A 20,154-nucleotide genomic window follows, 5' to 3' on the forward strand; every position below is an offset into this window, starting at 1 on the left:
CGAATGGTATGCTGTCAGATGCCAGCTCGCCATCATGTTCGATGATCGTTTCCCAATGGCCTGAAAAAGTGCCACCGCACAAAATTCTACACAGTCTCACTGATTTCCGTTCTGCCCGCTCTATCTTCAGCCGGTCATCAATCTCGCTCTGAATGTCCCGCATGTCCTTATAGGCAATCACCAGAAAATTGCCCGATCCACAGGCAGGATCAAACACCCGAATGCCAGATAGACGCTCCTTCAGGGCATGCAGCTTTTGAGTATTATGACCTGCCTTTTCCAGTTCCTCACGCAGACCATCCAGAAACAGGGGATTCAGCACTTTGCGGATATTAGGCACACTGGTGTAGTGCATCCCCAGCGCACCACGCTCCCCTTCATCGGCCACGGCCTGGATCATGGACCCGAAGATATCCGGGTTAATCTGCGCCCAGTTCAGCTCCCCTGCACGCAAAAGATAGGTGCGGGCCAGTTTGCTGAATTTCGGGCAGTCCGTTGCTCCAGAAAACAGGTTCCCGTTCACATACGGGAAATCCCTGGCCCAGGATTTGACCCTGCCTTTTTCACGATCGTCATTGCGCGTATCCAGATCCATCGTCCGGAACAGCTCGGCCATGACCTCATGCGTCTGATTCGTAGCCCCTTCCGTCATGGTCTGGATGGTTCTGGTGAACAGATTGTTCAGGAAGATCCCGGTATCCTCGGCAAAAAAGCAGAAGATGAGACGCGCCATGAAATGGTTCATGTCGTGGCGGCGTTCTTCCGTTGCCCAGTCAGGATTTTCCTTCAGAAGTTCGACATAAAGACGGTTCAGGCGTGACGTGGCCTTAACATCGATCGGGTTGTTCTTGATCTTCTGGACGGTTGTAATGCCCGCTAGGGACAGGAAAAACCCGAACCGATCAGCCAGATGCGTAAACACATCTGTAATGTGCTCATCTTCCGTGCGGTCTTCCGCCTCAAACGTCACTCCATCCGTGGCCAGCAGAAACCGCGCCTTGGCCGACTGGGTCTTGGGACTTTCCCGGAGCAGGTTCAGGGTCTGGACAACCTGGCCTTCAGGACAGACGGCCAGATGGATGTTGTTGCGCTGGAGCACCGCTCCGGGAACGTCCGAGCGGTTATCCTTGCGAAGCCGCTTGATCGTGATATCGCGGTTTCCGAATGCTTGCAGGAACTCGAAAGGAAATTCCCCGGGATTAAAAGGTGCCTCGGCAATCCGGGAGACAGCTTCTTCAATCTCAACGGGATTCATGCGTAAAATTCCATACGTTCGAAAAACAGATCATACACTTCATGCGCCACCGGACACCTCCAGGAAGAGGCGGACCAGAGGTGCGTTGATATAATAATTGCTCCGCCCTGAGCGGTGCTTGGACAGCAGACCTTTCTCCGACAGCTGATCGAGATATTTCCCAGCCGTCTGACGCGCGATACTCAGGTCCGACTGGACATACTCGATTTTCGTGTAGGGATGCCGGAACAGGTTGTTCAGCAGCTCCTGGCTGTAAATTTTGGGCAGCTCTGTGCGCATCCGCTGCTTCATGGTGGCCATCTGCGCCCGCATGCCCTCAATCAGCTCCAGGGTGATCCTGGATGTCTCGGCCACGGCACGCAGCATGTAGAGGATCCACGCCTCCCATGCGCCTTCATCCCGCACCTTTTGCAACAGGCGATAATACTCATCCTTGTGGCGGGTGATATAGCGCGACAGGTAGAGGATCGGGATATCCAGAAGGCCGGTCCGGGTCAGATACAACACATTCAGGATCCGCCCGACCCGACCATTTCCATCCGGGAACGGGTGGATACTCTCAAACTGATGGTGGATCAGAGCCATCTTGATGAGCGGATCCAGATCACAGAGCCCGTCATCATTCACGAACCGCTCCAAATCCGACATATGCCGGATAATCTCTCGCCCATCCTGCGGCGGCACAAAGACCACTTTCCCCGTGCGCTCATTCTTCAGGGCCGTTCCCGGGGTATTTCGAAACCCATCCTCCCGCTTCTTGAGCATCTGAAAAATCGCGATCAGCCCCTTGTTCAGAATCAGGCCATCGGTTTCCTTCAACTGCCGAAACCCAAGATGCAGTGCATCTCGATAGAGGGCGACTTCCTTGGCCGCTACTGAGTCCGGCCCCTCGGGAAACAGATCGGCCTGAAAAAGCTCATCCTGCGTGGTGACGATATTCTCGATTTCCGAGGACGCTTTGGCTTCCTGCAAAGCCAGCGTATCAATCAGGATCCCCTGATTGGGAATAGTGGCCGCCCGCCCCTTCAGCTCCGCCAGAGCCTTATTGGCCTCGACCAATGCCCTGAGAACCGGAACCGTTTCTATCTCCGTCTGAGGCGGCAAAGGCCGAATAAGGTAGGTTGGCGTTAACATGACATCCCAACGTGGTAGCGATATGCGTTTTTCCTAACACGTCAGAAGAATCCGTCAAAGAAATCCGGTTTCTTTGACACGTCATATTCTACTGTCGGCCTTTATCTCCTCAAAACTATTCCTGTTGTGCCGGAACGGTAATGATACAGGGTTTCTGAGTTTTTTCCTGACCGGATGCCGCTTTCTGGCAAGCTGCAATCCTGTCTCTGTTGGTCTCAACCAGCTGGCTGTCCTCACGTACACGTTGCCAGCCTTCAGGATTGCTGATCGCCATCATCATGGCCCCAGAGTTCCAGCGATCTTTCTCCCCAACGATAAAGGATGCCACCCGCGTCCCGACAGAAGAAGGCAGGAGATAAGCCAGCACAGGCGACAACCCGATCCCTACAACAAGACAGGCAAGACCCACCCCTAACAGCCACCAGTTCTGACGGTCCTGATGACGGGACTGACCAATAATATGAGCAAGCTTCTGACGCTCACCCTGAACCTCACCTATCGCTTCCTGAAACGCTGCCTGTATCTCCTGACTGGCAGAAAGCCCTGCCTGACGTATTCCCTGCCCATACGCCTGAGGCGTCATTTTCAGCGTTGGAGTGTCCTCGATCGCCTTCATCCGCGTACTAACCGCGTTCATGGCTTTTACAACGCGGGCCAGATCCTCCGTGTAATCCGGCGGCCGGTTCTCCCGCCACGCCTGCGGCAATGCTTCCATACTGCGCCGGAGCACCGATATTTCAGCACGCAGATCATCAAACGCGCGCTGCGCCGAACCTTCCTCTGACATCAGACGTCCTCCCATGGATTAAAAACCCGCACATCGGCTGCCTCGAAAGGCGACACGTCATGGCTGGCCAGAACACGCGGCTCCGGGACAGGCCTCCACGTCTCCAGGATCACGTTGGTATCAAGCAGCAGGATCATTCGAAGGTCATTGCCTCGGCCGGGGTCTGATCGCGGGTCTGCAAGACCGCGACATCCTGATCACGCACACCGCCCTCACGACCGATGGCCCCCAGAAGTGATCCCAGCCGAACGGCCGCTTCTTTTTTCTGCATGTCCTCTCCAGTCACCACGCTGAAATCAGACAACCCGTTCCAGCCCCAGATGTGTCACAAACGGATCAAAGTCCCGGTCGCTGTAAAGGAGCCGATATCCGCTTACGATACATCGTGTGGCAATCAGGGTATCAATGGTCTTCCGGATGGTGATGCCCCTGCCGCGCAGGTCACGGAAATATCGTGCCGCTTCGATCATGACGTCACGTCCCCCGATCTCTACCAGATCCAGAGCACCAAGCATTCTCCGCGCCTTGTTGAAATCCCGTTCGCTCGCAAATCCCTGAAGAACTTCCGTCATCATCAGATCCCCAATGGCGACCAGTTCCTCTCCCAGCAACCGGTCCAGAGCATCAACCTGTGGCGTCGCCGTACCCCGGAAAAAATCAATCCAGACCGATGAATCGACCAGAATCATGCGTCGGAACGCATGGCGTCGAGATCACCCCGCCACTCCAGCCTGCCCTTCATGGAACGCAGTTGCCGCTGCTGATTCAACCTGATCAGCGTCCGCAATCCGAGTTCGACGGCTTCTTTCTTGGTTTTGACACCAGACGCCTTCAGCGCATCTGTCATGAGGGTATCGTCAATAATGATGTTGGTTCGCATGATGTGTATCTCCAGTGAAAATTATACACATCAACGTAGCCTCTCTCAAGCAGATTACATCCCCATATCCATGCCGCGCGACCTGGACCGCGACAGGGACTGCTCCCGCTGATGGGGATGCAGCCCGTGATCGAGCGTCGATCCCTTCCGGATGCCCAGCTCGCGGCTTTTCTCCCGCAGGATGGACTCAAGCTGCGCATCCCGCTTCAGCTCCTTCAGCGCCACACCCTGCTGCTCCCGGCTTAGCCCGTCCCACGTCCTCACGAACCGCGCCGCCCGTAATTCCGGACTCTTCCGCACCCTGTCCTCGTGCTCCAGCCCCTCGACCAGCCTGCGCGCCCGCGCCGGCCCTTCCAGACCATACAGCGCCTGCCGGATCTCCGGCTCATGCTTCACGGCGGTTTCCAGATCGATCACGGCCCCGGGCTTTAGCCGTTCCAGGGCCGTGCTGGCGTCAAGCCATGCCTTCTTCTGGTGCTCCAGCACCGGCAGATCCTGCTCCACCATGCGCCCGATGTCCCGCACCGCCCGCGCATACCGCTCCACCGCCTGGTGAAGCGGGTCACTCCCCGGCACAAACCCGCCCAGCCCGACCGGCACCTGCTCACGCTGCACACGGGGCAGCCTCAAACCCGCAAAGGGAGAGGCGGGAGCCTCACGCTCAACCCCACTCCTCCCCTTCCCGGCCTCAGCCTCCAGCCCGGCCGATACGTCTTTTTCCGATATGCGACGACCAGGCCGTACGGACAGGTCCAGCCCGTCAAACATCCCGCGCTTCCGCTGCGCCGGTGCCGGATCTGGCGTACGGACCGCTTCCGCCTGCCTGTCCTGCCGGGGGCCTGAGGCAGCCTTGCCGCGCTCCACCACAATCTCGCTCTCGGGGACAGACAGCCCGCGTCGCCGCGCGAACCCGGCATCCCGATCCCGGATCTGCGGGTAATCCAGCGTGGTATCCTTCAGCCGCTCGCGCGACAGCCGCTTCACCAGCCCGTCCCGGTCACCCACATCATCCCGGCCCCAATGAACGGACACACTCTCCCGATGCCGTGAGAGCGCCACATATGCCCCGTGCCGGTCCATGCTGCCCGTCGCCAGCACATGCGCCTGGTCCACCGTCACACCCTGCGATTTGTGGATGGTGGCCGCATAGCCATGATCCAGCGCGTCATAGTCCGCCACCGACACGGACACGACCCGGCCATGCCCGGCACCGCCTGCCCCGTCGAGCTGCACCGACAGCGCCAGATCTCCGGCCTCGACCGACCCCGTGATGCCCCGCACCGTACCCAACGTGCCGTTCTTTACCCCCAGCTCCCGGTCATTGCGCAGGAAATAGACACGCTCCCCGTCCGCAAACACCCGTTCGCCCTGCGCGGTCGGTACCAGAACATCCTCGCCCAGCTCACCCGCGTCCCTGCGGATCTCGCGCGCCGCCTCGTTCAGCGCCTGCACATCGACACGCCGGTGCGCCAGCATGATCTGGCTGTCCTCTGGCGCGGCCTGACGGGCTTCATCCCACCCGGCCACCACCCCGGCCCGCGCCTCTTCCAGGGTCTCATGCCCGCACACAAGGCCAGCCGCCTCATAGCGCCCCAGCGCCTCACCGGTGCGCCCGGTCGCCAGCTCCTTCGTGGCCGCCTGCTGCCAGCCTTCACGCTGCCGGCGCACCGTCGTGATCTCCACCGACCCGACCCGCTCGGCCACTGCCCGGAACGCACCACCAGCCTCGATCGCCTGCAACTGCTCGGGATCTCCCACCAGCACCACCTTCGCCCCGGCCCCGCGCGCGACCGACAGCACCCGCTCCATCTGCCGTGAGCCCACCATGCCAGCCTCGTCCACCACCAGCACGTCCCCGCGCTCCAGCAGGTCGAACCCGCGCGCCCACGCGCGCTCCAGGGAGGCCAGCGTCCGGCTCTCGATCCCGGACCCGGCCTCCAGACCTTCCGCCGCAATCCCCGACAGCGCCGCTCCACGCACCCGATACCCGGCCTCTTCCCACGCCTCACGGGCCACACCCAGCATGGTGCTCTTCCCCGTCCCGGCATAGCCCACCACCACGGACAGGTCGCGGGACTTCGTAACTTCGCCCACCGCCAGCGCCTGCTCGTCCCCAAGCCCGTCCCGCGCCATCGCCGCCCGCCGTATCGCCAGCGGTACCGCATGCCCCTGGGACTGTCCCATCGCAAGCGATGCCTCTTCCAGCCGCTGCTCGACCCCGATCATCTCCCGCGTGGAGAACCGTTCCCGCCCATGACCGTCTTTCCCGAGGGCGACCAGTTCCGGACACGCCTCCACCCGAACCATGACCGCACTGAACTGTTCTACGTCCACCGTGTGCCGGTCCACAAACCGCGCCAGATCCTGCCGGGTAAACGTGCTCTGCTGTCGCGTCAGCGCCTCCAGCGCCACATACGGTTCCGCCAGCAGCCTCCCGCCATTGCGTCGCGCGATCTCCAGATGGTCGGCAACCCGTTCCGCGTCCTCGCCCCGCTCGTCCCGACGCATCCCGGCCGGACCGATCTTGTTCTGCGGCTCAAGGTCGATCCCCTGCGCGGCAAATGACCGATGATCGATCCGCACATCCAGATCCAGCTCAGCCAGCCGTTCATTGGCAAGTGACGCCCACCGCTCACGCCATGTCAGCAGGAGTTCCTTGTCATTCCACGAACGCTCTTTCGCACCAAACCCGTTTTCGTCTACTGACCGCGTGGACAGCATCACATGGGCATGGGGCTTCGCCTGTCCGTCTTCGCCAATATCCCAATGCACATTGAGATCGGCCACCATGCCACGTTCCACGAACTGCTCCCGCACGAAGTCCCGTGCCAGCGCAATCCCCTGTGCCTGGGTCATTTCGCGCGGGATTGAAAACTCCACCTCGCGGGCAAGCTGGGCATCCTTGCGCTTCTCGATCGCCTCGACCTCGTTCCACAGAACAGACCGATCAAGAAACCGATCCGGTGCGCCATCGGGAAGCAGGATCTCGGAATGCACCACGCCGCTCTTGTTGGAAAAGTCATGATCACGATCCAGCCGTACGTCATGCAGGCGCGACGCCGCGCGATAGGCCGCCGCTGCCACCGCGCTCCGGCCGGTGGCGCGACTGATGACCTTTGCATGCAGGTGGTAGATCGCCATGAGCGCGATCCTATCACACTACTTAAGCGCACGTCACGAAGTGACGTATAAGCGCGCACTCACATTTTACTGCGCTACAGGGATTGATCTGTCTGGATAAGTGACGCGGTTCTCACGTGTATGATAGAGTATGGCACAGATTGCGAAGACAGGGGACCGGAAATGCGCAGGCCACGGGACATTGATGCGGAACTGAAGGCGCTTCAGGAAAAGGCGAAGCAGCTTAAAGCGAAAAGAACCATCCAGCTCGGCGAACTGATTGAGGCGACGGGAGCCGATACTCTGACGATCGAGGCGCTGGCCGGGGTGCTGCTTGCGGCTGTCGAACAGGCGGATGGCAAACCCGAAGCCGTCGTGAGGTGGACCGAACGGGGGACAGCGTTCTTTCAGGCAGGCGGAAAAAAGGGCAGCCGGAAAGGAACCGGAAACGATCAGAACGGAACTGCTGGCGTTTGAAAGACGGATCAGGAAACAGGCAGCCCTGATCCATCGCCATCAGGCACGAAAGGCACGCACCGACATGCGCGACTGGGCGAAGGCACGACGCGAACGCACCCATCATCTGATCGAACTGGGTGGGCTGGTCCAGAAGGCGGGACTGGTCGATCTGACCGATGATGACCGCGCCACCATGCTCGGGGCCTTCCTGGACATTGCCGGACAGCTTCAGGGAAAAAATGATACCGCTCCGGTTGACTTGAAAACACGCTGGAGACGCGCAGGGCTTCATGCCTTCGATGCAGACCGTGATCATGACTGATGACGAAATACGGTCTTCCAGAACGGACAGACTGTACTCTCGGCCGCAGAACAATTTTATGGCCTGAAAACTGATCATCACATACTTCAAGAGGATACCTGATGGCTCCGGAATACCCTTCTCCAGAATGGTTTTCTGATACACTCAACCGGCATCAATGGATGTGGAATCTGAATGCCCGGTTCGTTGCACGGGCGGCAAAGCGTATGACCGATACGGATGCCTTGGTCTTGCTCAATGAAGCGGTCAATCTGGAAATAGCGGAAACGGCTGCCAATCTTCTTCGGGAAGGTGTGCCAGAAAAAATCGTCGCTGATTTCGTCATAGCTTACAGTCAGACACAACGGGCAGAATTGCTGGATAATGTCTGCGATTATGCATGGCGGATTTCTGCCCCTGTCGCTGCCGCGAAACACGAGGCGATGAAGGCATGACCATAACGGATTTTTCTGACGAACAGGCTGCCAAAAGGGCTGCAATCCGCAAGGGGCGCAACAGCACGAAACCCGCAGTCCCGGCCGATCAGGTCCTTGCTCTTCTGGACGCCGATCTGGCCCGGATTCAGGCGGCCATTGACGCCCTTTCTCCCCCTCATTCCACGGATTGATGAGGGTGTTGGTGTCGAGAACGATCACACCCCGAAATCCACGTCCCTGATGGCCTCGCGGGACACGGGAACGAAAGATCGTTCCCGCGCTGAAGATTACCAGTAATATTCGTGAGGCCGCCGGGTTCCGCTATACGGAAAGACCGCTTCGAGAGGATCAAGGTCGCCCTTGATGATCAGGTGGGCAACATGCCTGTCATGATGACGGCCAGGACGGATATCGTGCAGATGGCTGTACCAGTTGGGGGATTCAGAGGCATCACGTGAGCCTCCATAGCCACAGCGATCCGGTCGGTTGGCCCAGCGATGGTTCCGGCCGTGTTTGCGGCTGTGATGATAGGTGCGAGACATGGGGCTTTCCCTCCATGACGCGCGGAGTGATTTCCGAGCGTACCTACATCGCCCGATCTCCTCTGTTCTGGTCGGAATACAGCTTTACCGCGCCTGAGCGACATCGGTCTCCAGCAGCATCCGGACATAGCGTGTGTAAGGGATGCCCTTTGCCTTCGCCCTGGCTTTCACGGCGTCCAGCAGTGACGCCGGCAGGCGCATGTTGAGGGCAGCCGCCTTGGGTTCGATCTCAAAGCGCATGGGCTTGAAACCGGACAGGTCATACCGGCTCAGATCGGCGGTCGCGACGAAATCCTCGGCCGCTTCGTCACTGTGCAGCGAGGGCATGGACCTATTTTTGCTGCTCATAGTGGTCGATCTCCTTCTGATGCATATAACGGGCACTGATGGGACGTAACCGGGTCTGGCTGCTGATCGTTCTGAACATGAAGACCAGAAAAACATAACGTCCGGCTTCAGTCCGGCCAATAGCCCGCATCCGGGGTTCACCTGGATGCGGATCAGCCATAACGACAGGTTCTCCCAGTAGGACCTGCTCGATTTCCACACGGGAGACACCATGCTTGCCACATTTCGGCCAGTTGCCGTCATCCCAGTCGAAACCCGCAATCTTCATGTAGAGAAGATATGCATTTGTCTACACAAATGCAACACAATTAGAACCCAACGGTCCCCGTTCCGTTCCCAAAGTGTCCCCTTTGAATTTCGCGCTGGAGTACATCCATGATGGCGGCAGGCCCTCTGGGAGGGGCGTACAAGGCGCAATTCCCGTTACAGGACAGACCCAACAGCCACCATGCACGATAATGCCTGTACGGCCATCCTGTGGCGTCTGGCGGGCATGCTGCGACACGTGAGCCGCCTAATCATCGCTTGAACACCGGTGCGTCTTGAGCAGATTGCGGTCTTGCCCGGTTTTTCTGGTGTTGCAGGCGTCGGGCGAGCGCGGAGCGGGAGCCCCGTAGGGCGCTAAAGGCGCCGACGCGGGAGAGGAAGGTGCTGATGGAGAGACGATGCGGAATGCATTGTCAGATTATGATTTCGCGCCGTAGGCGTGTCCGTTTAGCGCAGCCCTGAAAGGGCGAGCAGGGGGATGCCGGGTGGGAGATCGTGCGTAGCACGGTCGGGGCGGCCATAGGCCGTGAGCCGGCGGGGGCGGAGCCCCCAAGAGGCGGTGCTTGGGTTCAATTTGGTTGAAATTTTCAGGGAATGAAAAAGTTATCCACAGCACTGGAGTGTTTAAGTAGGTGTTTAAATAGTGTTACGGATTTTTAGAGTTTAAATAACATACTGAATAATAACTCTTTTATCGAGAGATTCTATCGTCCTGTGAATCCACTATGACGATAAACTGAATCCACTATGACGATAAACTGAATCCACTATGACGATAAACTGAATCTAATATGACGATAGAAAGTATGCGTAATTGAAATGACGATAAGCCCAGTCTGAATCTAAAATGACGATAATTGGCTTGCGTATGTGAAGTGACGATAGTAGTTATCTGTAATTGAAATGACGATAGAATCTTCTCCTTCCTTGTTCGACATTGCGCCTTCTCTGGCTGTGGAAGGTGATGATCGCACGCCCCTCCTTCCAGTCCGCCATCCAAATCAGGATCTATTCATCTGTGACGTGCTCGATGCCATTCCCAAAGATGATATGGCGTCAATGGAGCATCCAGTTTTTTCGCTCTCGACCAAGCCAGACAACCGGATGCGACGCTATGAACACAATGGGAATATCATAGAGATCATCCCGTCTGGCAAAGGGCTGGCAACGATCCATGACAAGGATATCCTAATCTACTGCATCTCTCAGCTCGTTGCGAAAATGAATCACGGCGAGCAACCAGGCCGAACACTCCGCCTTCAAGCTTATGACATGCTGGTCGCTACCAATCGTCAAACCAGCGGAGCAGGTTATAGGCTACTGACCGACGCGTTGACACGCTTGCGCGGAACAACCGTGCGAACCAACATTCAAACAGGCGGCATTGAAGAAACGCGAATTTTCGGTTTGATCGAAGAAGCTAGAATCACCCGTAAGACGTTTGACGGCCGAATGCTTGATCTTGAAATCACTCTGTCAGATTGGGTCTATCGTTCAGTCATCAGCAAGAATGTCCTAACACTTCACCGAGACTATTTCCGACTTCGTAAACCGTTCGAACGACGCATGTACGAACTAGCCCGCAAACACTGCGGTATGAAAGATGAATGGAAGATCGGATTAGAGCTGCTGCAAAAAAAATGTGGCTCAAATAGCCCGCTTCGCGTCTTTCGATCCTTGGTTAAGAAAGTTTGTGCGCATGACACCAGCCATGCTCATTTTCCTGACTATGCCATCACAATGGCCGACGACATCATTCTATTTCGCAACCGTTTGAGCCTTAAAACAAAGGTCGATGTTATCGCCCCTATGAAGGATGCCCCCTACATCGACCCCGAAACCATGCATGATGCTAAAACCGTTGCGCCAGGATATGACATCTATGCTCTCCATGACGAATGGGTTTCATGGTGGCACGACATGGGGAAACCAGAGCTTAAAAGCCCTGCCGGAGCCTTTATTGGCTTTTGTAAAAAACGGCACGAACGCAACCCAATACGCTGATTCCGGCATACGCCAGAAAGTGTACATGCTTACATGCAAACATGCCCGCACGTAAACATGCCTACTTACCCACAGGACTTTCTCCCATCTTGCGTAGCCAGTCGTTAAACGCGTCAGCCATCGCGTCCTGTAAACTCATCCCATGCTTTCTGGCGGTCATGTGCATAGCAAATGACATTTCCGGACTAAAATAGCCGGTCATGGCTTTTTTGCCCTGACGGCTCGGCGCAACCAGCTTGCTGGCTGTACCAACAACATTGGTAGCAGCAACCTTGCTTTCCGATGCAACAGCAACCGGCGATATTGCGGAATCACGATCCCGCAACGACAATAGAGACCCCTTCCGGCTCATGCATTAGCTCTCCGCTTCCTTGATGATTGCATGCTTACATGCTTGCATGTCCACTTGTAAAGTAGCCTTACCTCATCAGACGCCTTGCTTTTTGGCTCTATTTCCATTGCAGTTTTCCCTTCCGCCGCAGCATGACGGAAAACTGCACGATCAGCGATAATATGTGGACATGCGTTCAGTTCGTAACTTTGTACGAGTTGTGTGGCCTCCTCATACATACGCGGAGCAGTCGGACTTCCCGCTGTAAAAACGACGAAGGCTGGTTTGCCACGCATTTTTATAAGGCTGGCAGTCGTTTTGATCGCTGCCAGATCGAACGCACTCGGCCGACATGGAATTAATACCAAATCGGCGACTTCAACGGCAGCACTAGCCGCACTATCAGCGTGAGGCGGAGTATCAATCACGATGAACTCAGCACCCTGACTCATTGCCTGTCCGATCTTAGCCGCGAGACGAGGCGGAGCACTGTCAATTACAACCGGCGGAGCATCCTTACGCCATGCGGCCCATTGGCTCGCCGTCGCCTGTGGGTCCACATCAATCACCAATGCCGTATGGCCAGCATCCTCAGCCGCAGCCGCCAGATGCAAGGCCAGAGTGGTTTTTCCAGCCCCACCCTTCTGGCTAATAATCGCTATTGTTGGCATATGAACGTCCTTACATGACCTCATGTTTGCATGTGGTCATACGTGAAAATTTGCTCTATCTACAAGAGAGAATAACAGAAAATCACCCCCACATTTTCCGTGCGATATCCTGCTCCTCGGCGCCGACGGCATCGGCGTAGATGGCGGTGGTGGAGAGTTGGGCGTGACCGAGCCATTTCTGCACCATGTTGAGGGGGATGCCGCTGGAGACGGCGGCGACGCCGAAGGCATGGCGCAGGCCCTTGGGGGACGCGGCCGGGCCGGACAGGCCGGCGGCAACCATGACCGCATGCACCGCCCGCCAGCCGGTCATGCGGGACCAGGGCCACAGCTGGGCGGCCGATCCACGGCCCCGTCTACGCTGCGCCTCGCGGATACCATGCACCAGGTCCAGGGCCTCGAGCAGGGACGGGGGCACCGGCACGGCGCGATAGATCCCGTCCTGGCGCTTCTTGAGCGTGGCGAACACCAGCACGCCGCCGGCGAGGTCCACCCGGTCCGCCGTCAGGGCGAGGGCCTCGGACAGGCGGCAGCCCGACCAGGCCAGGGTCATGCACAGCGTGCGGGCCTCGCGCGGCACCGGCTCGGCCGCGCGCAGGAACCGCGCCCGCTCGGCGACCGTGAGGTATTTGCGGCTCCCGTCGCGGTCGAAGAGCTGCATCCCGCCAGGAGCGCCTGCCGGGGTCGCCCGCTGTCCCGGTTTTGGGGTGCCGCTCATCCGGCCGCCCTGTCGCGGTCGCCCCGCCGGCGCCTGGCCCGAAGCTGGCGGGCGTGGGCGTCGCGCGCCGGCCCGGCATCATGATGCCGTTCGCAGACCTGCCGGCCAGCCGTTCCGATCCGCCCCCACTGCCGCACCAGGGCGGTACCGCCAAACAGGTCGGGCTGCAGCGACAGATGGGAGAACCGCCAGCAGTTGGCGGCCGGGTCCACGCGCACCAGCGCCGCCGTTTCGGGAAACAGCGACAGCTGGCAAGGCGGCCGGACAGGGGCCTTCGGGGCGGGTCTGGGCATATGATCCCGGAAAGTGTAACATACTTCCCTCGACCCGGACAGGAAAACCGCCGCTGACGCGGGACAGGCCGGCCGGTTTCAGGCCCGCCCTGTTACACTATTGCCCATAGCCCTTTGAAACACCGGAAAATCGCGCGTAATCATGGAAGACGGCCACGTCACGGGACTGCCGCCGCGCTTCTGCCTCGAAAGCACGCCGCTCCCGCCCCGCCACATAGCGCGCATGAAATCCCGCAGCACATCGGCAGCAGGCCGTTCATCCGCACTGGTTGCCGCCGTGAACGCTGCCTTCAGCGCCGGGTCAATCCGGAAGTTGAAATTCTCCACCTTCGGATGAGAGCTAGTCCGGGGCATCATAGCCTCCTGATCTAAGGTCAGAGACTTATTATGCAATTGCATTCTGCTTCCCCCCAGATCGGGGATAGAACACTTCTCTGAAATCATCGCGTGTGTGACTGGGCCCTGAGCCTCAGGGCAGCATAAATGGGCATGTCTCCAAGTGCGCCGGCTACGACCATCGCAGCAAAACTCCCGGATAAAAGCGGCATTATCAGCTCGGACGAACCTGTCATTTCCATAACCAGAATAATCCCGGTCAGGGGTGCACGCACGGATCCGGCAAACATGGATGCCATGCCGACAATCACAAAAGGTGCGGTCGCCAGAGGTGTATCAGGACTTAATGCCTGTGCCACAACACTACTCGCCAGCCCAGAAAGCGCCCCCAGGGCCAGCATGGGGGCAAACAGACCTCCCGGTGTTGCAGCGGCATAAGACAGGGCGCCAAAAATCAGCCGAAAAGCAAATAGTGCCGGAAGCTGCTGTAATCCGATCCCGTTGTTTATGGCCGTCTGTGTGATCCACTCTCCCCCTCCAGCCAAGTGAGGTGCAAGACAGACCACCAACCCGGCCAAACCTCCCACCAGAACAGGCCTGGCTGAGATGCTGACAGGCAGCTTCCCGGCCAGACGGAGCGCTGTCATGATCGTCCGGTTGTATCCGACAGCAACCAGGCCCGTCATGAGCCCGGTCATGACGAAAAACAGCTGTTTGGCAAGCGATTCTGGAAGGATCAGAGGAGCGACCATAAAGACCGTCTGGCTACCCAGCATACCCCGGCTGACCAGAATGGCCGAAATGGATGCTCCCAATGCGGCACAGACCATTCTGATTTCAAACCGGCCGACCAGTTCTTCCAGAACGAAAACAGCACCGGCTGCCGGCGCATTGAAAGCGGTCGCCAGCCCTGCTCCCGCGCCTGCAGCAAGAAGGGCAAGGCAGTCTGTCTTCTCCAGACAGAGCAGCCTGCCAAACGTATGAGCCGCAGTCGCTCCCATCTGCACACTGGGCCCTTCACGTCCCAGGGCAAGCCCACTTCCGATCGCCAGCAGGCCACCCACGAATTTGACGGGCACCACCCGCCATGGCGCAGGCGGTGACGCGCTCAACAAGACAGCTTCCACATGCGGGATGCCACTTCCTGCTGCAAGAGGAGCAAAATGACGAACGAGACCTGAAGCCAGCCATGCCGCTGTGCCAGATCCGATGATCAACAGCACGCCTTCGCAAGAAAAACCATGCTGAAGCGACACGTCCACTCCCATATCTGTCCGGACGGCCTCCAGCCATTCCAGCAACAGACGGAAGGTACCACAGATCATACCGGCAGATGCCCCGATCACGACAGATGCCGCAGACAGGAACACCAGACTGCAGACATTTTCCGGTTTCCCTGATTGTGGAACCGGATTGGACAGATGAGGCAGCATGATTTCACATTTCTTTTCTTGCTGGTGGATCTGCCCAACAGAATGCTGATCAGCCGCTCGATCAGGAACCCGGTTCAGAATAAAATTATTTTTCCAGTCTATCGTGAGATGCCGGTCGTGCCATTCGCTCTGTTTTTTCCAGAAATCCGGTAGCCAGTGCCGAATAAAGCGGCCTGGGACAGACCATGCGGGATACACCGAACGACAGGAAGGCCGTGGCCAGCAGGGCGAGGGTCACCTGCTGATTGTCACATATTTCCATCACGATGATGGTTGCCGTCAGCGGTGACTGGGCAACGCCACAGAAATAGGCAGCCATACCCAGCAGTACAACGCCTCCAGGCGACGTATGAGGCAGAAACTGCTCGGCCCATCCTCCCATTCCAGCACCGATGGCAAGGGAAGGTGCAAACATGCCGCCAGGAATGCCAGAGCAGAAAGTAATCAGCATGGAGATATACTTAAGAAGAAAGAAAGACGCAGGATAATGAAGGCTTCCATCCACTATCCCACGCGCCTGCAGATAGCCCGTACCATAAGTCGCACCATCTGACGCCAGTCCGATCAGAGCCAGCAACAGGCCGCATAGCGCCACAAATACAAGAGGAAATCGACCTGAAAACCGGCCAAGAAAAGCCGGCAGACCTTTTGAAAGACGGATGACAAGACGGGCGAAAATCCCTCCCGCCAATCCACCACTTACACCACATACCAGAACGGCCAGCCATGCGCGTCCTACCGGAATAAAAACATTCGTACGACCAAAATATGTATAGTTCCCCAGCAGGGCAATTGCCGTAATCCCCGAAAAGATAATGACAGTCAGAGTACGTCCCGACGCCTTCTGTTCAAAGGAGTGCGCCAGTTCTTCAATCGCAAACACGACACCGGCAAGAGGCGTATTGAAAGCGGCAGCCATGCCGGCAGCCCCCCCTGCGAGGATCATACCATGCCTGGTGACATCATTATGCTGCCCCATGGCACGCGAAAATGCATGCATGATGGAAGCGCCGATCTGGACACTCGGCCCTTCACGACCGATCGAGGCACCACAGATGAGACCAAAGCATGTCATCAGGATCTTGCCCAGCGCAATGCGCAAAGTCAGGATCCGGTCCACAAGCACGAAATTATGCATATGCAGGGTTGCGATTGTCTGAGGAATTCCGGACCCCTGAGCACCATTGAACAACAGGCGTGTCAGCCAGGAAATGGCCACCAGCCCAAGCGGGGCAATCACCAGCATGGACCGCGGGTTTGTGGAGACAACATGATAACGCAGCTCGGCTGCCCAATCCCCGAGATGGGCAAAGATTACGGAGATAATGCCAATCAGCACGGCCCCGGTACAATACATGATGGTTCGATGCCACTTCAGGGTTCTGACCCGCGCCAGGCGCCGCATCCGACGGGCCCGCCTGGAACGGGTAGTGGCTATGGAAGCCTCATTGTCGTTCTGGGCGACGCCGGGAGAGAATAAAGAAGGCATACTGACCATGGGAAAGAGTTTCCAGAATTACGGAAAGTTCAGAAAACAGACCAACCACAAACTCTGCCGGAATGCACGGAAGATCTGGACGCAGCCGATCAGGAAATGGAGGATCTGAGACCGGCACAGCCGTCTACCCAAAATGACGGTCAAAGAAACCCCTCTCCGGCATGATCTGTAAAGAGCCCGGCCTCGCGGACATAGGCTGCGAGGACATCGGTGGAGCGGTGGCGGGAGACGTCCTTGAGCCGGAAGAGACTGGCCCCGGCCCGCGCGCCTGAGGTGAGGAAGCCCGCACGCAGGGAATGCCCCCCGAAGCGGGCCGGGTCGTAGCCGGCGGCCCGGGCGGCACGCTGGACCACGCGGGCCACGGTGCGGTCGCTGATCGGGCCTGCGGTGGCCTGACCGCGCACCACGTCACGGAACACGGCTCCGTCCGTGATTCCGGCAGCCTCCAGCCAGGCCTCGAGCAGGGCGACGGGGCGGATGCGGCGTCCTTCGGGAATGGCGATGCACACGCCCCGCCCCTCGGGATCGGTCTTGGTCACTCCGAAGCATACGGTCATGCCTTCCGGGGTACGGTCCAGCTGGTCGCAGCGCAGCCCGGCCAGTTCCGATCGGCGGAAGGCCCCGGCCATGCCGAAGGCCAGCAGCGCCCGGTCACGGATGGCCTTCAGGTTTGTCGCCGGCAGGGCGGCCAGCATGGCCTGCAGCACCCGGTCATCGGCGGCCTGCTTGCGGCGCGGGGCGGTTCCGGCCTGACGGCGGATGCCGGCAACCACTTCGGCCAGCACGCCCGCCAGCGGCTGGGCCTGGGGCGGCACGCAGCCGGCCTGACGATGGGCAAAGGCGATGGCCGCCAGCCGTCGGCCGATCGATGCCGGGCGCAGGCCGCGCGCGGCCTCATGGGCCAGGAACAGTGCCACCAGCCGGGGATCGGCGGGCAGAGCGCCCTGGTCCCGCTCGTGGCACCAGGCGGTGAAGGCGGCCCAGTCGCGCCGGTAGGCCAGGCGGGTGGCGGGCGCCCGGCTGGCGCGGGCATAGGCGCGGGCCTGGGCCAGCGGTGCGGCCAGGGAAGTGTCCCTGCCGGCCGGGCCAATCCCGTTAGGATCGATAATCACGAAAGGGCGCTTTCCTGTGGTTTTCGGGACCGCCGGAGCCTAGCGCAGAATCTGTCCGATAATCCATATTACCGGACATATTTGGACCGGAAGGGCTTTTGCGTCCACGCCGCCCATATCCACCCGCACGATACGGCAGAACCTTGATCAAGGGCCTACTCCAGGCATATATGATTAATGTTTTTACAAAAACCTTAATCATGGTAGAAAAATCCGGTCTCTGGAAAAGGTTGGGCAGGATGAAGCGTGAGGATCTGGCCGGCGGGATCCGGGAATGTCTGCAGCGGCTGCCTGCCCCCTATGCCCAGCATTACGGGGTCGTGCCCCCGCCGCCGCCCGAAGGGGGCGTTATGCTGGGCGATGCCGCTGCCCGCCATGGGCAGGCCCTGTCCGCCCTGGGTGAAATCGCCGCCCTCACCCGCACCCTGCCTGATCCGTACCTGATCAGCCGCGTCCTGAGCCGTCAGGAAGCCCTCAGCAGTTCCGCCCTGGAAGGCACGCACAGCACCCTCAATGAACTGCTGGTGGTCGATGAAGACGACCAGGGCGCTTCCCATGCCACCCGGCAGGTCCGCGACTATGCGCAGACCTTGGAGCGGTTCCTGCCACAGGCCAGTAGTGAAGGGCCGGCCCTCTTCCGCCTGCCCACCGTGCTGGCACTCCATCAGGCTGTCATGCAGCATGACCCGACCTATCGCGGGATACCCGGCACCCTGCGCCAGGACGTCGTCTGGATCGGCGGGACAGGGCATATCGCCTATTCGACCTATAACCCGCCCCCGCCCGACCAGGTGGCCGCCTGTCTGGAGGCCACCCTGGACTATATGCGGGCTGACGGGCTGCAGCAGATGACCCAGTCCCTCATTACCCGGCTGGCCATCGCCCATGCCCATTTCGAGGCCGTGCATCCGTTCAGCGATGGCAATGGCCGGGTGGGCCGCCTGCTGCTGCCGCTGATGATGGCCGCTGACGGCCAGGTTCCCCTGTATCTTTCCCCGTATATCGAGGCCCACAGACAGGACTATTACACGGCGCTCAAACGGGCCCAGCAGCGGCTCGACTGGCCGCCCCTGATCGGGTTCCTGTCAGACGCCATCATCCGGACCGTCACCGAAGTGCAGGTCACCCGGCAGGCAACCCAGACCCTGAAGGCCACATGGCGGCAGCGCCGGGCTTTCCGCAAGGGCTCGGCCGCGCTGCGCGCGCTGGACCTGCTGACCGATTATCCCGTCCTGACAGCCAGCCGCCTTGGCCATCTGCTGGACATCACGCCGCCAGCCGCCCAGACGGCCCTTGCCCAGCTCTGCCAGGTCGGGATCCTGACCGAACGCACCGGCTATGCCCGCAACCGGATCTATGCCGCAGAAGACGTGCTCACGATCCTCAATCGTCCCTTCGGGGAAGAACCGGCACTGTCAGACCCATCATCATAAAAGGGCCTCGCTTCACAAGATCCATTTTGACAGCTTCAATAGAAATGGCTGGAAATCTGTCCCATTCAGACTTCCCGACAAAAACCGACATATACCCCTTATTCTTGCATAGCTTTGCTCTGTCCCAATCAGACTATAGTCTATTCAACCCATAATCTGTCCGAACAATCGCACCTAATCTTTCTCAAGTAATATTATTGAGATTTTAAGGTCTAAGTGCCCTTAATATTTAGACAGATACGGTGTCATTCTGAGATATGGCTCCATCTTTTCTGAGAGTTTTCTCTCATAGAAATCTTTTAAAAATTTATTGCATTCAATTATTGCTTTCTCTTGAACTGTTTCTAAAGGATCTTTTTCTGTAATTTCTCCTATAAAATTATTAGAAGGCCCTTTTTTCTCTCTTAAACTATTAAGGATTTTTACAGATTCAAGTTTTGTAAAAATATTACCCCTTGCCTCATCTAAAATAATTTTAACTTCTGGTCCGAAAAGAAAAATAGATCCCTCTCCAAGGGAAATAAGTTTATTTATATTATTTTCTATAAATTTTATATATCCTGAATTACTTTCTATATTATCATCATAATCTTCTAAATTCTTGTCTACTCTGTGGTTGGGAGATAATTTGTGAGATTGCACAGCCATATCTAGAAACAATTGATAGATTTCAAACCTTTTTTCAAAAAGCTCTAACAGCCTGTCGGGTTGGGGTACCCTGTGAAGGGGTAAGGCTGTAGAGTGTCGCGATGAGCCGCTTCATCCCGTTTGACCGATCCCAGCCGTATCTTCTGC

25 protein-coding genes are annotated in these 20,154 nt (G+C 58.1%); 6 read left to right on the top strand and 19 right to left on the bottom strand.

The features are described from left to right. From CDI09_RS15625 to traA, 8 genes are all read right to left on the bottom strand, one after another. A partial coding sequence (locus CDI09_RS15625; RefSeq protein WP_322788395.1) for a type IIL restriction-modification enzyme MmeI occupies positions 1-1,255 on the bottom strand: 1,255 nt, incomplete at its 3' end. Positions 1,256-1,294: 39 nt separating this feature from the next. Continuing rightward, the gene (locus CDI09_RS15630; RefSeq protein WP_078528574.1) at positions 1,295-2,389 is read right to left on the bottom strand and encodes a Fic family protein; all 1,095 of its coding nucleotides are present in this window, start codon (positions 2,387-2,389) and stop codon (positions 1,295-1,297) included. 115 nt (positions 2,390-2,504) lie between these two features. Further along, positions 2,505-3,176 carry a DUF6118 family protein gene (locus tag CDI09_RS15635; RefSeq protein ID WP_039998275.1) on the bottom strand — a complete coding sequence of 224 codons (672 nt, stop codon included), beginning with the start codon at positions 3,174-3,176 and terminating at the stop codon, positions 2,505-2,507. Next, on the bottom strand, positions 3,176-3,313 hold the full coding sequence (locus CDI09_RS17920) for a hypothetical protein (RefSeq protein WP_170120506.1): 138 nt from the start codon (positions 3,311-3,313) through the stop codon (positions 3,176-3,178). The genes CDI09_RS15635 and CDI09_RS17920 overlap by 1 nt, the downstream gene beginning before the upstream one ends. Beyond that, positions 3,310-3,447: a plasmid stabilization protein gene (locus tag CDI09_RS15640; protein ID WP_078528577.1), complete on the bottom strand. Its 138-nt coding sequence runs from the start codon at positions 3,445-3,447 to the stop codon at positions 3,310-3,312. The genes CDI09_RS17920 and CDI09_RS15640 overlap by 4 nt, the downstream gene beginning before the upstream one ends. Positions 3,448-3,472: 25 nt before the next feature. Beyond that, a complete protein-coding gene (vapC, locus tag CDI09_RS15645) occupies positions 3,473-3,865 on the bottom strand; it encodes a type II toxin-antitoxin system VapC family toxin (protein ID WP_078528580.1) in 393 nt (130 codons plus the stop codon). Continuing rightward, complete coding sequence (locus tag CDI09_RS15650) at positions 3,862-4,056, bottom strand: type II toxin-antitoxin system VapB family antitoxin (protein WP_078528583.1); 195 nt, start codon at positions 4,054-4,056, stop codon at positions 3,862-3,864. Before CDI09_RS15650 ends, vapC begins: the two co-directional genes overlap by 4 nt. Positions 4,057-4,110: 54 nt before the next feature. After that, positions 4,111-7,197 (bottom strand): Ti-type conjugative transfer relaxase TraA, encoded by a 3,087-nt coding sequence (gene traA / locus CDI09_RS15655; protein ID WP_078528586.1) that lies wholly within the window; start codon positions 7,195-7,197, stop codon positions 4,111-4,113. 96 nt (positions 7,198-7,293) lie between these two features. Between traA and CDI09_RS15660 the strand changes: the two genes are divergently transcribed. From CDI09_RS15660 to CDI09_RS18315, 4 genes are all read left to right on the top strand, one after another. Continuing rightward, entirely contained in the window at positions 7,294-7,653 is a 360-nt protein-coding gene (locus tag CDI09_RS15660) for a conjugal transfer protein TraD (RefSeq protein WP_205836738.1), read from the top strand. A 64-nt stretch (positions 7,654-7,717) separates the two neighbouring features. After that, positions 7,718-7,957: a conjugal transfer protein TraD gene (locus CDI09_RS15665; RefSeq protein ID WP_078528532.1), complete on the top strand. Its 240-nt coding sequence runs from the start codon at positions 7,718-7,720 to the stop codon at positions 7,955-7,957. Positions 7,958-8,058: 101 nt separating this feature from the next. Continuing rightward, positions 8,059-8,391, top strand: coding sequence for a hypothetical protein (locus CDI09_RS15670; RefSeq protein ID WP_078528535.1), 333 nt, complete (start codon positions 8,059-8,061; stop codon positions 8,389-8,391). Beyond that, positions 8,388-8,564 (top strand): hypothetical protein, encoded by a 177-nt coding sequence (locus tag CDI09_RS18315; RefSeq protein ID WP_167370272.1) that lies wholly within the window; start codon positions 8,388-8,390, stop codon positions 8,562-8,564. The genes CDI09_RS15670 and CDI09_RS18315 overlap by 4 nt, the downstream gene beginning before the upstream one ends. 96 nt (positions 8,565-8,660) lie before the next feature. On the opposite strand, the gene CDI09_RS18945 is transcribed toward CDI09_RS18315, so the two are convergent. From CDI09_RS18945 to CDI09_RS15685, 3 genes are all read right to left on the bottom strand, one after another. Then, positions 8,661-8,915: a hypothetical protein gene (locus tag CDI09_RS18945; protein WP_078528537.1), complete on the bottom strand. Its 255-nt coding sequence runs from the start codon at positions 8,913-8,915 to the stop codon at positions 8,661-8,663. Between the two features lie 84 nt (positions 8,916-8,999). After that, entirely contained in the window at positions 9,000-9,263 is a 264-nt protein-coding gene (locus CDI09_RS15680; RefSeq protein WP_078528540.1) for a BrnA antitoxin family protein, read from the bottom strand. Continuing rightward, the gene (locus tag CDI09_RS15685; RefSeq protein WP_078528543.1) at positions 9,247-9,531 is read right to left on the bottom strand and encodes a BrnT family toxin; all 285 of its coding nucleotides are present in this window, start codon (positions 9,529-9,531) and stop codon (positions 9,247-9,249) included. Before CDI09_RS15685 ends, CDI09_RS15680 begins: the two co-directional genes overlap by 17 nt. 902 nt (positions 9,532-10,433) lie before the next feature. Between CDI09_RS15685 and CDI09_RS15690 the strand changes: the two genes are divergently transcribed. After that, positions 10,434-11,534: a replication initiator protein A gene (locus CDI09_RS15690; RefSeq protein WP_078528546.1), complete on the top strand. Its 1,101-nt coding sequence runs from the start codon at positions 10,434-10,436 to the stop codon at positions 11,532-11,534. Between the two features lie 61 nt (positions 11,535-11,595). Here CDI09_RS15690 and CDI09_RS15695 read toward each other — a convergent pair whose 3' ends face one another. The 7 genes from CDI09_RS15695 to CDI09_RS15735 form a co-directional block, all read right to left on the bottom strand. Then, entirely contained in the window at positions 11,596-11,886 is a 291-nt protein-coding gene (locus CDI09_RS15695) for a ribbon-helix-helix domain-containing protein (protein ID WP_078528549.1), read from the bottom strand. Beyond that, a complete protein-coding gene (gene parA, locus CDI09_RS15700) occupies positions 11,883-12,536 on the bottom strand; it encodes a ParA family partition ATPase (protein WP_078528552.1) in 654 nt (217 codons plus the stop codon). The genes CDI09_RS15695 and parA overlap by 4 nt, the downstream gene beginning before the upstream one ends. An 82-nt stretch (positions 12,537-12,618) precedes the next feature. Further along, the gene (locus CDI09_RS15705) at positions 12,619-13,254 is read right to left on the bottom strand and encodes a tyrosine-type recombinase/integrase (RefSeq protein ID WP_078528555.1); all 636 of its coding nucleotides are present in this window, start codon (positions 13,252-13,254) and stop codon (positions 12,619-12,621) included. After that, positions 13,251-13,547, bottom strand: a complete 297-nt coding sequence (locus CDI09_RS15710; RefSeq protein WP_078528558.1) for a WGR domain-containing protein — start codon at positions 13,545-13,547, stop codon at positions 13,251-13,253. Before CDI09_RS15710 ends, CDI09_RS15705 begins: the two co-directional genes overlap by 4 nt. Before the next feature lie 440 nt (positions 13,548-13,987). Next, positions 13,988-15,514: a ClC family H(+)/Cl(-) exchange transporter gene (locus CDI09_RS15720; RefSeq protein WP_236944717.1), complete on the bottom strand. Its 1,527-nt coding sequence runs from the start codon at positions 15,512-15,514 to the stop codon at positions 13,988-13,990. Next, positions 15,402-16,673, bottom strand: a complete 1,272-nt coding sequence (locus tag CDI09_RS15725) for a chloride channel protein (RefSeq protein ID WP_078528595.1) — start codon at positions 16,671-16,673, stop codon at positions 15,402-15,404. Before CDI09_RS15725 ends, CDI09_RS15720 begins: the two co-directional genes overlap by 113 nt. Before the next feature lie 281 nt (positions 16,674-16,954). Further along, the gene (locus CDI09_RS15735; protein ID WP_110571423.1) at positions 16,955-17,926 is read right to left on the bottom strand and encodes a site-specific integrase; all 972 of its coding nucleotides are present in this window, start codon (positions 17,924-17,926) and stop codon (positions 16,955-16,957) included. A gap of 239 nt (positions 17,927-18,165) precedes the next feature. Between CDI09_RS15735 and CDI09_RS15740 the strand changes: the two genes are divergently transcribed. After that, positions 18,166-19,359 carry a Fic family protein gene (locus CDI09_RS15740; RefSeq protein WP_078528567.1) on the top strand — a complete coding sequence of 398 codons (1,194 nt, stop codon included), beginning with the start codon at positions 18,166-18,168 and terminating at the stop codon, positions 19,357-19,359. A 222-nt stretch (positions 19,360-19,581) separates the two neighbouring features. Here the strand turns inward: CDI09_RS15740 and CDI09_RS17925 are convergent, their stop codons facing one another. Next, positions 19,582-20,007, bottom strand: coding sequence for a hypothetical protein (locus tag CDI09_RS17925; protein ID WP_146220922.1), 426 nt, complete (start codon positions 20,005-20,007; stop codon positions 19,582-19,584). Between the last annotated feature and the right edge of the window lie 147 nt (positions 20,008-20,154).

This window comes from Komagataeibacter nataicola (genome assembly GCF_003207795.1).
Lineage (GTDB): Bacteria > Pseudomonadota > Alphaproteobacteria > Acetobacterales > Acetobacteraceae > Komagataeibacter > Komagataeibacter nataicola.

What these genes read in the sequence shown, in the direction of transcription:
- CDI09_RS15630 (WP_078528574.1), bottom strand. Translation starts at nt 2,389, where the DNA reads ATGTTAACGCCAACCTACCTTATTCGGCCTTTGCCGCCTCAGACGGAG.
- CDI09_RS15635 (WP_039998275.1), bottom strand. Translation starts at nt 3,176, where the DNA reads ATGTCAGAGGAAGGTTCGGCGCAGCGCGCGTTTGATGATCTGCGTGCT.
- CDI09_RS17920 (WP_170120506.1), bottom strand. Translation starts at nt 3,313, where the DNA reads ATGATCCTGCTGCTTGATACCAACGTGATCCTGGAGACGTGGAGGCCT.
- CDI09_RS15640 (WP_078528577.1), bottom strand. Translation starts at nt 3,447, where the DNA reads ATGCAGAAAAAAGAAGCGGCCGTTCGGCTGGGATCACTTCTGGGGGCC.
- vapC (WP_078528580.1), bottom strand. Translation starts at nt 3,865, where the DNA reads ATGATTCTGGTCGATTCATCGGTCTGGATTGATTTTTTCCGGGGTACG.
- CDI09_RS15650 (WP_078528583.1), bottom strand. Translation starts at nt 4,056, where the DNA reads ATGCGAACCAACATCATTATTGACGATACCCTCATGACAGATGCGCTG.
- traA (WP_078528586.1), bottom strand. Translation starts at nt 7,197, where the DNA reads ATGGCGATCTACCACCTGCATGCAAAGGTCATCAGTCGCGCCACCGGC.
- CDI09_RS15665 (WP_078528532.1), top strand. Translation starts at nt 7,718, where the DNA reads ATGCGCGACTGGGCGAAGGCACGACGCGAACGCACCCATCATCTGATC.
- CDI09_RS15670 (WP_078528535.1), top strand. Translation starts at nt 8,059, where the DNA reads ATGGCTCCGGAATACCCTTCTCCAGAATGGTTTTCTGATACACTCAAC.
- CDI09_RS18315 (WP_167370272.1), top strand. Translation starts at nt 8,388, where the DNA reads ATGACCATAACGGATTTTTCTGACGAACAGGCTGCCAAAAGGGCTGCA.
- CDI09_RS18945 (WP_078528537.1), bottom strand. Translation starts at nt 8,915, where the DNA reads ATGTCTCGCACCTATCATCACAGCCGCAAACACGGCCGGAACCATCGC.
- CDI09_RS15680 (WP_078528540.1), bottom strand. Translation starts at nt 9,263, where the DNA reads ATGAGCAGCAAAAATAGGTCCATGCCCTCGCTGCACAGTGACGAAGCG.
- CDI09_RS15685 (WP_078528543.1), bottom strand. Translation starts at nt 9,531, where the DNA reads ATGAAGATTGCGGGTTTCGACTGGGATGACGGCAACTGGCCGAAATGT.
- CDI09_RS15690 (WP_078528546.1), top strand. Translation starts at nt 10,434, where the DNA reads ATGACGATAGAATCTTCTCCTTCCTTGTTCGACATTGCGCCTTCTCTG.
- CDI09_RS15695 (WP_078528549.1), bottom strand. Translation starts at nt 11,886, where the DNA reads ATGAGCCGGAAGGGGTCTCTATTGTCGTTGCGGGATCGTGATTCCGCA.
- parA (WP_078528552.1), bottom strand. Translation starts at nt 12,536, where the DNA reads ATGCCAACAATAGCGATTATTAGCCAGAAGGGTGGGGCTGGAAAAACC.
- CDI09_RS15705 (WP_078528555.1), bottom strand. Translation starts at nt 13,254, where the DNA reads ATGAGCGGCACCCCAAAACCGGGACAGCGGGCGACCCCGGCAGGCGCT.
- CDI09_RS15710 (WP_078528558.1), bottom strand. Translation starts at nt 13,547, where the DNA reads ATGCCCAGACCCGCCCCGAAGGCCCCTGTCCGGCCGCCTTGCCAGCTG.
- CDI09_RS15725 (WP_078528595.1), bottom strand. Translation starts at nt 16,673, where the DNA reads ATGTATTGTACCGGGGCCGTGCTGATTGGCATTATCTCCGTAATCTTT.
- CDI09_RS15740 (WP_078528567.1), top strand. Translation starts at nt 18,166, where the DNA reads ATGAAGCGTGAGGATCTGGCCGGCGGGATCCGGGAATGTCTGCAGCGG.
- CDI09_RS17925 (WP_146220922.1), bottom strand. Translation starts at nt 20,007, where the DNA reads ATGGCTGTGCAATCTCACAAATTATCTCCCAACCACAGAGTAGACAAG.